This window comes from Phytobacter sp., assembly GCF_059074235.1.
In genome coordinates this window covers 150,873-163,903 of the sequence record NZ_JCACPZ010000006.1, presented here as the reverse complement: position 1 = coordinate 163,903, position 13,031 = coordinate 150,873, and the positions used below count along the sequence as shown (strand labels likewise).

Below are 13,031 nucleotides of genomic sequence, written 5' to 3'. Positions count from 1 at the left end.
GAGCGACGATCATGGCGCAAAATAGTGCGTTAACGACGCTAAAGGAATTGGCAGAGAAAGAAGTCGACGACGCGGCCCTGAAGCTTGGCGAAATGCGCCGCGGCTGTCAGCAAGCGGAAGAACAACTCAAGATGCTGATGGATTATCAGCATGAGTATCGCAATAACCTGAACAGCGACATGAGTCAGGGGATTGATGCCCAGCGTTGGCAAAACTACCAGCAATTCATTCTGACGCTGGAAAAAGCGATTGAACAACACCGTCAGCAGTTGACGCAGTGGTCCCAAAAAGTGGACATTGCATTAGATTGCTGGCGAGAGAAAAAGCAACGTTTGCAGGCGTGGCAAACGTTGCAGGACAGACAAACCGCCGCCCTGGTCCAGGCCGAAAACCGGATGGATCAAAAGAAAATGGATGAATTTGCACAGCGCGCATCACAGAGGAAATTTGAATGATCAGCCTGCAGAAATTGCTTACAACAGACGTGGATACCACCGCCGGTGTACAAACAGGCAAGGCGGGGACCGATTCTGCGCAAGATTTCCTTGCTCTGCTCGCCAGTGCGTTGGGTGGTAATACGCCCGTCGGCGAAGACGCTGATGCCGCCCTTCCTTTGACGGCTCTGCAAGCAACAGGTGGGAAGTCTGCAAAGAATTTGCTCTCGCTCACGGCTGACACCACCCAAACGCCGGCACAAAAACTGGCCGACCTGCTTGCACGCCAAACCACTGACGCCACAACCTTGACCGCTGATGAAACAACTCAGGTCCAGAATCTTTTATCCGGACTGACGCCAACGGCAAAAAGCGATGTGCTGGCAGCATTGACGAAAGGCACCAAAACCAGTGATGACAGCAAAACAGATTTGAGCGATGAGGAGCTGTCCAGTCTCAGCGCATTGATGGCGATGTTACCTCACCAGCAGGTGGCGCAACTGACGCCGAAGGTACAGACCAGCGAGCAACAGGTTGATGTTACCACCGCCGCCAGCCGAACTCTCGGCGCGGCAACGCCGTTCACAGGCAAAAACAGTGAGACCACGTCAACACTGCATACCAGCGCGAAAACCGATAGTACGCTGCCACAGCCTGCCGTCACCACCAGCGATGATGCTTTCCAGAGTGCCGCGGCACTGGTGACGAAAAAAGAGGTGGATAATGCCAATGCCACGGTGAACACCACGGCAAGCATCGCTCCTGTGGTAAGCCATGGGGCTTCAGCTCAGGCCAGCGCACCGGTTTCTGCTGCTGTGTTAAGTGCACCGCTTGGCAGTAATGAGTGGCAGCAAACGCTGAGTCAGCACGTGACCCTGTTTACCCGTCAGGGTCAGCAGACCGCTGAGCTTCGCTTGCATCCGGAAGATTTGGGACAAGTTCAAATCTCGCTGAAAATTGACGATAACAATATGGCACAGCTGCAAATGGTATCCCCGCACAGCCATGTTCGTCAGGCGCTGGAAGCTGCGTTACCTACCCTGCGTACTTCACTGGCTGAAAGTGGCATTCAACTGGGTCAAAGCAATATCAGCAGCGAAAGTTTTGCCGGGCAACAACAATCGTTTTCCGGGCAGCAGCAGTCATCCCGTACCGGTAGCGGTGAGCGTTTTGCCGCCGAAGATGAAGAGGCCGTGATTACACCAGCAAGCCTGCAATCACTCGCTCGCGGCAACGGCGCGGTTGATATCTTTGCCTAAACGCCAGAGGTAGCATGATTATCCCCGTCTTTTCCGCGCTTTGACGCGGGCAGGACACGGGATAATCAGCCTATTAGCAGTACCTAACAGGAAGCACGTATCAGATGACTGACACCGCTATAACCAAAAAACGTAAGCGTTCAATCTGGATCCCGCTCTTGGTGTTAATCACCCTCGCTGCATGTGCCACAGCTGGCTATAGCTACTGGCGTATGCAGGTGCATCCGGCCACGGATGCTAAAGCGGAAGCCGAAGCGCCACCTCCGCCGCCAGCACCGGTCTTTTTCGCTCTGGATACTTTTACGGTCAATCTGGGCGATGCCGATCGTGTGTTGTACATCGGTATCACGTTACGTCTGAAAGATGACCTGACGCGTGCCAGACTGAGTGAGTATCTGCCGGAAGTTCGTAGCCGTTTACTGCTGCTGTTCTCCCGCCAGGACGCCACACAGCTTGCGACTGATGATGGGAAACAAAAACTTGCAGCCGCGATTAAAGAAGCGCTCGCATCACCGTTAGTGGCGGGACAACCGAAGCAGGAAGTCACTGACGTTCTTTATACAGCTTTCATTTTGCGGTAAAGACATGGGCGATAGCATTCTTTCTCAGGCCGAAATCGATGCGCTGCTCAATGGAGACAGCGATAAGAGTGATGATCCAAAACCGGGTGCAGGTGGCGATACAGACATTCGCCCCTACGATCCCAATACCCAGCGTCGCGTAGTCCGTGAGCGTCTGCAGGCGCTGGAGATCATCAACGAACGTTTCGCGCGTCAGTTCCGTATGGGGCTGTTTAACCTGTTGCGTCGTAGCCCGGATATTACCGTCGGTGCCATTCGCATTCAGCCGTACCACGAATTTGCACGAAATTTACCCGTTCCAACCAACCTGAACTTGATCCACCTGAAACCCCTGCGCGGTACGGGACTGTTTGTCTTCTCCCCGAGCCTGGTGTTTATCGCCGTGGACAACCTGTTTGGTGGCGACGGGCGTTTTCCCACCAAGGTTGAAGGCCGTGAGTTCACGCATACTGAACAGCGTGTCATTAACCGCATGCTTAAACTGGCGCTGGAAGGCTACAGTGATGCATGGAAAGCGATTCACCCTCTGGACGTGGAATATGTCCGTTCAGAGATGCAGGTTAAGTTCACCAATATCACGACGTCTCCGAACGATATTGTTGTGAATACGCCGTTCCACGTGGAAATTGGTAACCTGACCGGTGAATTCAATATTTGCTTGCCGTTCAGCATGATAGAGCCATTGCGTGAAGTGTTAGTTAACCCACCGCTGGAGAACTCCCGTTCTGAAGATCAGAACTGGCGAGATAATCTTGTGCGTCAGGTACAGCACTCCGAACTGGAACTGATTGCTAACTTCGCTGATATTTCACTGCGACTGTCGCAGATACTTAAACTCAAGCCCGGCGACGTCTTGCCGATCGACAAACCCGATCGCATCATCGCGCATGTGGACGGAGTGCCTGTACTCACCAGCCAGTATGGCACGCTTAATGGTCAGTACGCCCTGCGTGTCGAGCACTTGATAAACCCGATTTTGAATTCGCTGAATGAGGAACAGCCCAAATGAGTGATATGAACAATCCGTCCGATGACAACGGCAGTGCAATGGACGATCTGTGGGCTGACGCGTTAAACGAACAAAAAACCACCACTGGCGGCAATAAAAGCCCGGTAGATGCCGTTTTCCAGCAACTCGGTGGTGGCGATGTCAGTGGTAGCCTGCAGGATATCGATTTGATCATGGATATCCCGGTAAAACTGACGGTTGAACTGGGCCGCACCCGTATGACCATTAAAGAGCTGCTGCGTCTGACCCAGGGCTCCGTCGTAGCCCTTGACGGTCTGGCTGGCGAGCCGCTGGATATTTTGATTAACGGTTATCTTATCGCGCAGGGTGAAGTTGTGGTTGTCGCCGACAAATATGGCGTGCGTATCACCGACATCATCACCCCAACCGAACGTATGCGCCGTCTGAGCCGTTAAGTTCTGATATGAAAACGCAGGCCACGGTAAGCCAACCGTCCGCCATCCCCGGTTCGCCACTGCTGCAAATCAGTGGCGCACTTGCTCTGATCATCGCACTGATCCTCGCTGCGGCATGGGTTGCAAAGCGAACAGGGTTTGCAGGTAAAAATGCCGGGGCGCGTGGACTGAAAGTCACTGCCAGCACCTCTGTCGGCCCGCGTGAGCGGGTGGTGATTGTCGACGTTGAGGATGCGCGTCTGGTTCTCGGCATCACACCCACAAATATCAATCTGCTGCATAAATTACCTCCTGCGCCTGTCGACAACGACGTCGTTAACGAGAAGACCCCGGACTTCCAGTCCGTCATGAAGAATTTGCTCAAGCGTTCCGGGAGATCCTGATGCGCCGTTTGTTACCTCTTGCGCTGGCCGGATTATGGCTGGTTGCCCCTGCCGCATTCGCCCAACTCCCGGGCCTGGTTAGTCAGCCGCTGCCTGGTGGTGGCCAAACCTGGTCTTTACCGGTCCAGACATTGGTCTTTATCACCTCTCTGACCTTCTTACCGGCCATTTTGCTGATGATGACCAGCTTCACCCGTATCATCATTGTCTTTGGATTGCTGCGAAATGCGTTGGGTACACCGTCAGCACCGCCCAACCAGGTGCTACTGGGTCTGGCGCTGTTTCTGACCTTTTTTATTATGTCGCCGGTCATCGATAAAATTTATACCGATGCTTACCAGCCGTTCACCGAGAGTAAAATTTCGGTCGATGTGGCGCTGGAACGCGGTGCGCAACCGCTGCGTGAATTCATGATGCGTCAGACCCGTGAAGCCGATCTTGCGCTGTTTGCGCGTCTGGCAAACAGTCCACCGATTCAGGGACCGGAAGCCGTACCAATGCGTATTTTGTTACCGGCTTACGTCACCAGCGAATTGAAAACCGCTTTCCAGATAGGCTTTACGATCTTCATCCCGTTCCTGATTATCGACCTGGTGATCGCCAGTGTTCTGATGGCACTGGGTATGATGATGGTGCCCCCTGCCACCATTGCCCTCCCCTTCAAGCTCATGCTGTTTGTGCTGGTAGATGGGTGGCAATTGCTTGTCGGTTCACTGGCACAGAGCTTTTACAGCTAGGAGTGAGAGATGACACCTGAATCAGTCATGATGATGGGCACTGAAGCAATGAAAGTGGCTCTCGCGCTTGCTGCCCCACTCCTGCTGGTTGCGTTGGTTACCGGTCTGATTATCAGTATTCTTCAGGCCGCTACCCAAATTAACGAGATGACACTGTCTTTCATCCCCAAAATTATCGCGGTATTTGTGGCGATTATTATTGCCGGACCGTGGATGCTTAATCTGTTGCTGGACTATATGCGTACGCTGTTCACCAACCTGCCCTACATCATCGGATAGCCCACTATGTTGCAGGTCTCCAGCGATCAGTGGCTTGCATGGTTGAGCATGTACTTCTGGCCATTTATTCGCATTATGGCGCTGATTATGACAGCGCCTATTCTCAGCGAGCGGAGCATTCCCCGGCGCGTTAAAGTCGGCCTTGGACTGATGATAACCTTTATCGTCGCACCTACACTGCCCGTCAATGACACCACCATTTTTTCAGCCAGCGCGCTGTGGCTGGCCTTGCAGCAGATACTGATTGGTATTGCGCTGGGGTTTACCATGCAGTTTGCCTTTGCTGCCATTCGTACCGCAGGTGAACTGATTGGTTTGCAGATGGGGCTTTCATTCGCCACGTTTGTTGATCCCACAAACCACCTCAACATGCCGGTGCTGGCGCGTCTGGTCGACGTGCTGGTTCTGCTCCTGTTCATGTCATTTAATGGTCACCTGTGGTTGATCTCTATTCTGGTGGACACATTCCATACTTTGCCCATTGGGGGCGATCCGGTAAACAGTAATGCATATATGGCATTGACGCGTGCGGCAGGGATGATATTCCTGAATGGATTGATGCTGGCGCTACCTGTCATTACCTTGCTGCTGACGGCGAACCTTGCACTGGGCTTATTAAATCGTATGGCGCCGCAGTTGTCCGTATTTGTCATCGGGTTTCCCATTACATTAACAGTCGGAATGCTGTTAATGACAGCAATGATGCCACTCATTGCCCCCTTTGCTGAACGTTTATTTGGTGAAATATTCAATCTCTTAGCAGATATTGTCAGCGAGTTACCACGAAATAACATTCCATAATTTTTGAATGGTTTTTTTAAGGATATTCCTAAAATTAATTTGAGCTAATACCCTCCACGATATACCCAGCGCGGTTTAATTGTTTTTATCACTCTCACATAACATAAGATTTACTTTACTTTAAGATGATTCCTGGCAAATTATACGTAACTTTACGGGATAGTGGTTTCGCCTGAGGTCTACATCCTGCTCATTGTTATTGCTTATTTGTCTGGTGGTTCAGGGACCTCTGGCGAGGGTGAATTATCGTTACGCATTGAGTGAGGGTATGCCATGTCAACGATTATCATGGATTTATGCAGTTATACCCGCCTGGGACTAACGGGTTATCTGGCGAGTCGGGGGGTTAAAAAACGAGAAATCAACGACGTAACTACTGTCGGGGAACTCGAATCAGTTTGTACAGCGCTACAGCCTACGGTGGTGTTTATTAATGAGGACTGCTTTATTCACGACCCCGTTAGCAGTCAACACATTAAGCAAATCATTAATCAACATCCCCGAACTTTATTTATTGTTTTTATGGCGATAGCGAATATCCATTTTGATGAATATTTGTTAGTCAGAAAAAATTTATTGATCAGTTCTAAATCAATCAAACCTGAATCACTTGACGTTTTTTTAGCTGATTATCTTGGTAAAGAGAAAAAGAACATCGGCCTTGCTAATTTGCCCACGTTATCACTGAGCCGCACCGAATCGAGCATGCTTAAAATGTGGATGTCAGGTCAGGACACGATTCAGATATCTGATCAAATGAATATTAAAGCAAAAACGGTATCATCACATAAGGGGAATATTAAAAGGAAAATTAAAACGCATAATAAGCAAGTGATCTATCATGTTGTTCGTCTGACGGACAATGTAACCAGTGGTATTTTCGTGAATATGCGTTAAAGGACTAAAGCACCCTCCTTGACAGGAGGGCGATAAAATCATTCTTCCCTTTCAACAAAAATCCCGTCCGGGCTATCTTTTTCATTAAAGAACCAGATACCGAGCGGGTAATCATCAAGCGAAACAAGGTACATCGTACCTTCACTGAACTCTTCTATTGCCAGCACCACTCCCGGGCGGCGTGGACCACCGTCCGTTTTGACCGTGACCCGCTCATTAACCTTCATACCTATCCTCCTGTCGCATTTGTGCCAGTGTAGAACAATTCTCAACAACTGGCAGCGTCCCGACGTTTAGCTGGCTATTTTTTCTACCGACTATACTTAGTGCTGGTTCGGCCAATGAGGTATGAGTGATGAAAACAGCCAAAGAGTACAGCGATACTGCAAAACGCGACGTCAATGTTGATGTGGACGCCCTGCTGGCTGCAATAAACGAGATAAGTGAAAGCAATATCCAGCGCGTGGAAGACAGCGAAGGCCAACGGGTAAGCGTTGATGGACGTGAATACCACACCTGGCGGGAACTGGCAGAAGCGTTTGAACTGGATGTCCATGATTTCAGCGTGACAGAGGTGAATCGCTGAAAGAAAAAATCCCGGTCATGGGGTGACCGGGATAAAGCTTGCTTTCGCAAGAAGCACTTAAAAATTCGTTACATCAGGGAATCTGATGTAGACCGAACTTTATCTGCAAACATTTTGCATGACAAGAATATATTTAGGTACCAAATAGTTCGATTTTGAAATATTTTTCAGATACATAATTACGGAAACTCGCTGCTGGCGGCCTTTCCGGCAAGACGCGTCGCGGTGTCTCACCAGGACCCGCAGCCGAAAATTGAGATTAGTCTTACCCCCCTGTCGGTAAAGGAGCTACTTATGCCCACACTTGACGACTCGTTGCTGGTCTTCTCTGATGTCGATGGCACACTTATCGACAGCCATACTGGTGACTGGGAAGCTGCGGCCTCCTGGCTTGCCCGTCTGCGTCAACATGCCATTCCGCTTATCCTGTGCAGCAGCAAAACAGCGGCAGAAATGATTGCTATACAGCGAATGCTCGGCTTGCAGGGCCAGCCTTTTATCGCCGAGAACGGTGCCGTTATTCAGCTCGACGCGCACTGGAAAGATAACACCCACTTTCCACGCATCATCCAGGGATCCTCGCATAGCGAAATCGCTAAAGTGCTTCAGCAATTGCGCAGTCGCTACGGGTTCAAATTCACGGCGTTTAGCGAACTGGATGAGAGCATTCTGGCTGAAGTGACCGGTCTTCCTCCGGCACAAGCCGCGCTTGCCCGGCTGCAGGAAGCGTCGGAAACATTAATCTGGCGTGACAGTGACGCGCAAATGGATGCGTTTAATAGCCAACTCGCTGACCTTGGTCTGAGTTTTGTTCAGGGCGCTCGATTCTGGCATGTGCTGGATGAACGTGGTGGCAAAGATCAGGCCGTCAACTGGCTCACTCGTCAGTATCACCATCACGATGGAAAGTCCTTCCTGACGGTTGGGCTGGGCGATGGTCCTAATGATGCTCCATTACTCGACAATGTCGATTATGCTGTTGTCGTTAAGGGGCTGAACCGGCAAGGTATTCGGTTACGTGATGACACCCCGGAGCGTGTTTTTCATACCACGCTCGAGGGTGCTGCAGGCTGGCGTGAAGGTCTGGACTATATGCTCGGCTCAGGAGAGTCCTCATCCGTTGACCGCACCTGATTGCGACCAGAACGCTTTGCCAGGTAGAGACGGCTATCGGCAACGGACTGCAAATACTGGAAATCATAGTTATCCGTTTCCAGCGCACTGCTCACTCCTAATGAGGCACTGATGCGGATAGTTTGTGTCTTCTGCACCAAAATCTCTTTACTGCTGATGCGGACACGAATGCGTTCGGCAACGTGTGCGGCATCCTCAAGCGTACTGCCAGGCAGCAAAACGCAAAACTCTTCCCCTCCGACTCGCCCGGCGATGTCCGGGTCGCGTATCGAGTTGCCAATGAGACGGGCTGCGTGCGACAACACTAAATCCCCCGCCTGGTGACCATGCTGATCGTTGATGCGCTTAAAATGGTCGAGGTCTATCTGGATAACAGAGAAAGGCCGCTGCTGTGCTGCACATTCGGCAGATAACGTTTTCGCACGCTCAAACAGAGCTCCACGATTAGACAATCGGGTCAACGGGTCGTACCAGGCCTGCCACTGCAACGTATGCTGTAGCCGATACATGTTGCTGACCATTTTACGGATAACGCCCCATGCAATCAGCAGCATGCCGGTAAACAGCAACCAGAGGAGCGCCAGTGCGATACTGATTGTGCCAAAATCCCCCAGCAGGCCTTCGCGCAAGGTGTGGATACGCAGCATCACGCCATCAAAATGTTTAAGTTTCTCCCAACTCACAAAGCGGGTTCCAATCCGCATCCAGCCTGTCATCTCACTACTCATCGCCTGATTCAACGCATGACGTTGTTCCTTGCTAAAGGAATGCAGGCGGCTCTGGTCACCCGGCATCGTACTGGCCAGTAATGACCATTGACCATCATAGAGTTGGTACTCCCCATCTTTCTCTGTTTGACGCGCTTCCACTAAAATCTGGCGCAACGAGGAGATGGAAAAATTCATGGCCAGGACGCCATACCAGTAATTCTGATAATCCAGCGGCACACTGGCAGTAACAACAGCATCGTTGTCACCGGGTTTATGCGCCTGATCGGTAAACCAGCGCACACCTCGCAGTTTGTTATCTCGTTCGCGTTGCTGGCTAAACCACGAGCGGGTAAGGAGCTGATAGTAATCACCGACAATATTGTGCTGATATTCTACCGGGTTAGTGGAAACGTAGAAGCCAGCGCGGGATACATACCATGCCTGGCGGGGGCGCATGACAGCAGTAGAAGCCAGACGGAACAGATAGCCCAGTTCAAGGGCAGCGGTGAGCTCATTGTGCAACAGTTCATTTTCCCGGCTGAGTAGTGTGCTCTGCTCGACAAAATAATCGGAAACACCATACAGCGGGAGCGTGCGGCGGTTATCCAGTTCTATCTGCCAGTAAGGCAGCATACGCTGGCGTTCAAATTTGCCCTGCACGTTGCGCATCACTTCAAAAGCGAGCGGGGTTTGCAATGCCCCTTGCATTCCGTTGCGGAAAAAGACTAAGCGGTCAATGCCCACCTGCAGTTGCCTGTCCAGAATATTGCTAACGTTATCCAGAGCATTGCGCTGGCTGGCAATGTAGGCCTCCTGTAGGACCACTACTTCGCGCCAGGTCAACAGGGTTGAGCAGACCATCACAATGACAAAACACAGGTTGACTACCCCACTGGGATCAAACCATTTCTTTACATTTTCCAGCCGCAATGGGCTTTTTACGACGTTTTCCTGTCGCACGGAGACTCCCTGAATAAACGAAATGTCACACCACGTAGCCCTACGGGGTGTAAGAAGAAATAAAAAACGCCCGGGCGTGCCGGGCGCTTAAATGGCTATGCCTCTTCGCAAGCATGAATCCGATTACCGGGGATTAACTCTTCTTCCCGGAAAGCTTCACGCTTAACGCCATAACCGTCATACCAACGGCACTCCACCATGCCACTGGCATAACCCGTTACAATCATGCACGGGCCACCGTTTTTCGCTTTAACTTCATCGCTGACCAAAAAGACCATTATTGCCTCCGGTATCAGGGTGAAACGATTTCACCTTAGACGAAGTTGGCGAGCTTTGCATAACGGTGGGCGCAGTTTTTATGATTTCGCGCCACGCAGTCGCGAGACGCCCTTGACCGCCAACAGCGCAATGGCACCAACCACTACACCGACCACCAGATTGGCCAGCATGGGAAGGATGGACTGCAATATCAACGACTCACCCACGGCGACATTCTCAATGGCATGGTGCAACGGCGCGATACCATGAGCCACAATGCCACCGCCCACCAGGAACATGGCCAACGTCCCCACCACGGAGAGCACTTTCATTAACCACGGAGCGACAATCAGCAATCCCTTCCCTACTACCTGAGCAAGTGAGGAGGTTTTTTCAACCAACCAGTAGCCCATATCGTCGAGCTTAACGATGACGCCAACCAGTCCATAGACACCCACCGTTACCAACAACGCAATGCCCGACAGGATTAGTACCTGATTAAGCAAAGGCGCCTCGGCGACAATTCCCAGGGTAATAGCGACAATCTCAGCCGAGAGAATAAAATCGGTGCGGATTGCGCCTTTGACTTTATCGCGCTCGAAAGCTTTCGGATCCTGAGATGCCAAAGTTTCCAGCCGTTGCTGACGCACTTCTGCGCTCTCAGGATGTTTGCGCGCATGGAGGGTGTGCAGCACCTTCTCCAGCCCTTCAAAACATAAAAATGCCCCACCGACCATCAGAAGCGGCGTCACCGCCCACGGAATAAAAGCACTGATCAGCAATGCCAGTGGAACCAGAATCACTTTATTGAGTAACGAGCCTTTGGCCACGCCCCAGACCACCGGCAATTCCCGGTTTGCGCGAACGCCCGTGACCTGCTGTGCATTCAGGGATAAATCATCGCCCAGCACACCTGCGGTTTTTTTTGCCGCCAGTTTACCCATCACTGAGATGTCATCTAATAATGTTGCGATGTCATCCAGAAGCGTTAGTAAGCTACTTCCTGCCAAAATATCCTTCCTTATTGAAAGTCTTAATTATCATCAAACTCTAACAGTATGATGTAAAAAACCGGTGACGAAAATTACCGGAGCAATAGCAACATAAATTCAACAGTTAAAACACAATTAACCGCTCGCCAGGCCGATAGTTTTGGCGTTAACTATGAGCTTCCTTTTTATTTCACTGTGAGGGAGTATGCGTTTCAGGCAAGTTTTACCATTAATGGGGGCACTTTTTGCGCTTTATATTATTTGGGGTTCCACCTATTTCGTTATTCGCATTGGTGTTGAAAGCTGGCCGCCGTTTTTAATGGCAGGTACGCGTTTTCTTTCAGCCGGCGTTTTACTGACGGCCTTTTTGCTGTTGACCGGACATAAACTGCCTCCTCTGCGTCCACTGCTCAATGCGGCCCTGATCGGCGTGCTTCTGCTGGCTGTCGGCAACGGCTTTGTGACCGTCGCCGAACATCAGAATGTGCCTTCAGGCATCGCCGCCGTTGTGGTCGCCACCGTCCCGCTGTTCACACTTTGCTTTAGCCACTTTTTTGGTATTAAAACGCGCAAGCTCGAGTGGATGGGCATCGCGATTGGCCTGGCCGGTATCATTTTACTCAACAGCGGAGGCAACCTCAGCGGGAATCCCTGGGGGGCACTGATGATTTTAATTGGCTCCATGAGCTGGGCGTTTGGCTCCGTATACGGTTCGCGTATCGAACTGCCCACCGGGATGATGGCCGGTGCAATTGAGATGCTGGCAGCGGGTATTGTGTTGATGATCGCCTCTCTGCTCTCTGGTGAACGCCTGACCACCATGCCAACGACCGAAGGCTTTTTGGCCGTCGGTTATCTGGCACTTTTTGGTTCCATTATCGCCATTAATGCCTATATGTATCTCATTCGTAACGTCAGCCCTGCGGTAGCAACCAGCTACGCCTACGTTAACCCTGTTGTCGCCGTGTTACTGGGGACGGGCTTTGGCGGCGAATACCTCTCTTCAACAGAGTGGATTGCATTGGGTATCATTATTCTGGCGGTGGTGCTGGTGACACTGGGGAAATATCTCCTCCCTGCCCGTCCCGTGGTGACTCCCTGCGACGTGCAAAAGTAATACGCTTTTAGTGAATCCCTTGAGTGTCGATCTGCGCGGCATCTCCACCCCCGCAGATCCACTCTTCCAACCGCTCATTTAATGCCACGTCGGTTAGCTTCATACGCCCGCGTAAAGCACATTCCCAGACCACCAGCACCCGCCACCCTTGTTCGCGCAATTGGCTAATGTCACGTTTGTCACGCTCAACATTTTTCCCAATTTTCTCTAGCCAAAACTCAGTACGCGTCGCTGGGACTTTGAACAGATAACAGTGATGTTGATGCCAGAAACAGCCATGAGTGAAGATCACACAATGATAGTCATCCAGTACAAAATCGGGGCGCCCCGCCAGTTCAGCCACCTGGACACGGTAGCTCAGACCAAGGCTACCCAGTAACGCTGCAAGCCGTTTTTCGATTGCCGTATCCCGGGTGGCAATGGCACGCATATTTTTACTGCGGGTTGCTTTGTCATGAACATCGGCCATTAATCACCT

The 13,031-nt window shown here is 51.3% G+C and carries 18 protein-coding genes; 13 read left to right on the top strand and 5 right to left on the bottom strand.

Features of this window, described 5'->3' with window-relative positions:
- Positions 1–11 precede the first annotated feature (11 nt).
- The 10 genes from fliJ to rcsA all read left to right on the top strand — a co-directional run bounded on the left by fliJ (position 12) and on the right by rcsA (position 6,796).
- Positions 12–455 carry a flagellar export protein FliJ gene (fliJ, locus tag AC5JPW_RS15455; RefSeq protein ID WP_494241684.1) on the top strand — a complete coding sequence of 148 codons (444 nt, stop codon included), beginning with the start codon at positions 12–14 and terminating at the stop codon, positions 453–455.
- On the top strand, positions 452–1,693 hold the full coding sequence (fliK, locus tag AC5JPW_RS15450) for a flagellar hook length control protein FliK (protein WP_494241682.1): 1,242 nt from the start codon (positions 452–454) through the stop codon (positions 1,691–1,693). The genes fliJ and fliK overlap by 4 nt, the downstream gene beginning before the upstream one ends.
- A 104-nt stretch (positions 1,694–1,797) precedes the next feature.
- Positions 1,798–2,274, top strand: coding sequence for a flagellar basal body-associated protein FliL (gene fliL / locus AC5JPW_RS15445; protein ID WP_494241680.1), 477 nt, complete (start codon positions 1,798–1,800; stop codon positions 2,272–2,274).
- 4 nt (positions 2,275–2,278) lie between these two features.
- A complete protein-coding gene (fliM, locus tag AC5JPW_RS15440) occupies positions 2,279–3,283 on the top strand; it encodes a flagellar motor switch protein FliM (RefSeq protein WP_494241679.1) in 1,005 nt (334 codons plus the stop codon).
- Positions 3,280–3,699 (top strand): flagellar motor switch protein FliN, encoded by a 420-nt coding sequence (gene fliN, locus AC5JPW_RS15435; protein ID WP_494241677.1) that lies wholly within the window; start codon positions 3,280–3,282, stop codon positions 3,697–3,699. The genes fliM and fliN overlap by 4 nt, the downstream gene beginning before the upstream one ends.
- An 8-nt stretch (positions 3,700–3,707) precedes the next feature.
- Positions 3,708–4,082, top strand: coding sequence for a flagellar biosynthetic protein FliO (fliO, locus tag AC5JPW_RS15430; protein WP_494241675.1), 375 nt, complete (start codon positions 3,708–3,710; stop codon positions 4,080–4,082).
- On the top strand, positions 4,082–4,819 hold the full coding sequence (fliP, locus tag AC5JPW_RS15425; RefSeq protein WP_494241673.1) for a flagellar type III secretion system pore protein FliP: 738 nt from the start codon (positions 4,082–4,084) through the stop codon (positions 4,817–4,819). Before fliO ends, fliP begins: the two co-directional genes overlap by 1 nt.
- Positions 4,820–4,828: 9 nt before the next feature.
- On the top strand, positions 4,829–5,098 hold the full coding sequence (gene fliQ, locus AC5JPW_RS15420) for a flagellar biosynthesis protein FliQ (protein ID WP_494241671.1): 270 nt from the start codon (positions 4,829–4,831) through the stop codon (positions 5,096–5,098).
- A 6-nt stretch (positions 5,099–5,104) separates the two neighbouring features.
- Positions 5,105–5,899: a flagellar biosynthetic protein FliR gene (gene fliR, locus AC5JPW_RS15415; protein WP_494241669.1), complete on the top strand. Its 795-nt coding sequence runs from the start codon at positions 5,105–5,107 to the stop codon at positions 5,897–5,899.
- A gap of 273 nt (positions 5,900–6,172) precedes the next feature.
- The gene (gene rcsA, locus AC5JPW_RS15410) at positions 6,173–6,796 is read left to right on the top strand and encodes a transcriptional regulator RcsA (protein WP_494241667.1); all 624 of its coding nucleotides are present in this window, start codon (positions 6,173–6,175) and stop codon (positions 6,794–6,796) included.
- Between the two features lie 38 nt (positions 6,797–6,834).
- Here the strand turns inward: rcsA and dsrB are convergent, their stop codons facing one another.
- Entirely contained in the window at positions 6,835–7,023 is a 189-nt protein-coding gene (gene dsrB, locus AC5JPW_RS15405; RefSeq protein ID WP_494241665.1) for a protein DsrB, read from the bottom strand.
- 128 nt (positions 7,024–7,151) lie between these two features.
- Here dsrB and yodD point away from each other — a divergent pair, with 128 nt between their 5' ends.
- Together yodD and AC5JPW_RS15395 are read left to right on the top strand one after the other, a co-directional pair.
- A complete protein-coding gene (gene yodD / locus AC5JPW_RS15400; protein ID WP_494241663.1) occupies positions 7,152–7,382 on the top strand; it encodes a YodD family peroxide/acid resistance protein in 231 nt (76 codons plus the stop codon).
- Positions 7,383–7,676: 294 nt separating this feature from the next.
- Positions 7,677–8,516 carry a mannosyl-3-phosphoglycerate phosphatase-related protein gene (locus tag AC5JPW_RS15395; RefSeq protein WP_494241661.1) on the top strand — a complete coding sequence of 280 codons (840 nt, stop codon included), beginning with the start codon at positions 7,677–7,679 and terminating at the stop codon, positions 8,514–8,516.
- Here AC5JPW_RS15395 and dgcQ read toward each other — a convergent pair.
- The 3 genes from dgcQ to AC5JPW_RS15380 form a co-directional block, all read right to left on the bottom strand.
- Positions 8,471–10,186 (bottom strand): cellulose biosynthesis regulator diguanylate cyclase DgcQ, encoded by a 1,716-nt coding sequence (gene dgcQ, locus AC5JPW_RS15390; RefSeq protein WP_494241660.1) that lies wholly within the window; start codon positions 10,184–10,186, stop codon positions 8,471–8,473. The genes AC5JPW_RS15395 and dgcQ overlap by 46 nt on opposite strands.
- 95 nt (positions 10,187–10,281) lie before the next feature.
- On the bottom strand, positions 10,282–10,464 hold the full coding sequence (locus AC5JPW_RS15385; protein ID WP_494241658.1) for a YodC family protein: 183 nt from the start codon (positions 10,462–10,464) through the stop codon (positions 10,282–10,284).
- Positions 10,465–10,542: 78 nt separating this feature from the next.
- Positions 10,543–11,454 (bottom strand): DUF808 family protein, encoded by a 912-nt coding sequence (locus AC5JPW_RS15380; protein WP_494241656.1) that lies wholly within the window; start codon positions 11,452–11,454, stop codon positions 10,543–10,545.
- Between the two features lie 187 nt (positions 11,455–11,641).
- On the opposite strand from AC5JPW_RS15380, the gene yedA reads away from it, so the two are divergent.
- Positions 11,642–12,553: a drug/metabolite exporter YedA gene (gene yedA, locus AC5JPW_RS15375; protein ID WP_494241654.1), complete on the top strand. Its 912-nt coding sequence runs from the start codon at positions 11,642–11,644 to the stop codon at positions 12,551–12,553.
- 7 nt (positions 12,554–12,560) lie between these two features.
- Here the strand turns inward: yedA and AC5JPW_RS15370 are convergent, their stop codons facing one another.
- A complete protein-coding gene (locus tag AC5JPW_RS15370) occupies positions 12,561–13,022 on the bottom strand; it encodes a very short patch repair endonuclease (RefSeq protein ID WP_494241652.1) in 462 nt (153 codons plus the stop codon).
- Positions 13,023–13,031: the final 9 nt, after the last annotated feature.

Coding starts and splice junctions, on each gene's coding strand:
- fliJ (WP_494241684.1), top strand. CDS start 12: ATGGCGCAAAATAGTGCGTTAACGACGCTAAAGGAATTGGCAGAGAAA.
- fliK (WP_494241682.1), top strand. CDS start 452: ATGATCAGCCTGCAGAAATTGCTTACAACAGACGTGGATACCACCGCC.
- fliL (WP_494241680.1), top strand. CDS start 1,798: ATGACTGACACCGCTATAACCAAAAAACGTAAGCGTTCAATCTGGATC.
- fliM (WP_494241679.1), top strand. CDS start 2,279: ATGGGCGATAGCATTCTTTCTCAGGCCGAAATCGATGCGCTGCTCAAT.
- fliN (WP_494241677.1), top strand. CDS start 3,280: ATGAGTGATATGAACAATCCGTCCGATGACAACGGCAGTGCAATGGAC.
- fliO (WP_494241675.1), top strand. CDS start 3,708: ATGAAAACGCAGGCCACGGTAAGCCAACCGTCCGCCATCCCCGGTTCG.
- fliP (WP_494241673.1), top strand. CDS start 4,082: ATGCGCCGTTTGTTACCTCTTGCGCTGGCCGGATTATGGCTGGTTGCC.
- fliQ (WP_494241671.1), top strand. CDS start 4,829: ATGACACCTGAATCAGTCATGATGATGGGCACTGAAGCAATGAAAGTG.
- fliR (WP_494241669.1), top strand. CDS start 5,105: ATGTTGCAGGTCTCCAGCGATCAGTGGCTTGCATGGTTGAGCATGTAC.
- rcsA (WP_494241667.1), top strand. CDS start 6,173: ATGTCAACGATTATCATGGATTTATGCAGTTATACCCGCCTGGGACTA.
- dsrB (WP_494241665.1), bottom strand. CDS start 7,023: ATGAAGGTTAATGAGCGGGTCACGGTCAAAACGGACGGTGGTCCACGC.
- yodD (WP_494241663.1), top strand. CDS start 7,152: ATGAAAACAGCCAAAGAGTACAGCGATACTGCAAAACGCGACGTCAAT.
- AC5JPW_RS15395 (WP_494241661.1), top strand. CDS start 7,677: ATGCCCACACTTGACGACTCGTTGCTGGTCTTCTCTGATGTCGATGGC.
- AC5JPW_RS15385 (WP_494241658.1), bottom strand. CDS start 10,464: ATGGTCTTTTTGGTCAGCGATGAAGTTAAAGCGAAAAACGGTGGCCCG.
- yedA (WP_494241654.1), top strand. CDS start 11,642: ATGCGTTTCAGGCAAGTTTTACCATTAATGGGGGCACTTTTTGCGCTT.
- AC5JPW_RS15370 (WP_494241652.1), bottom strand. CDS start 13,022: ATGGCCGATGTTCATGACAAAGCAACCCGCAGTAAAAATATGCGTGCC.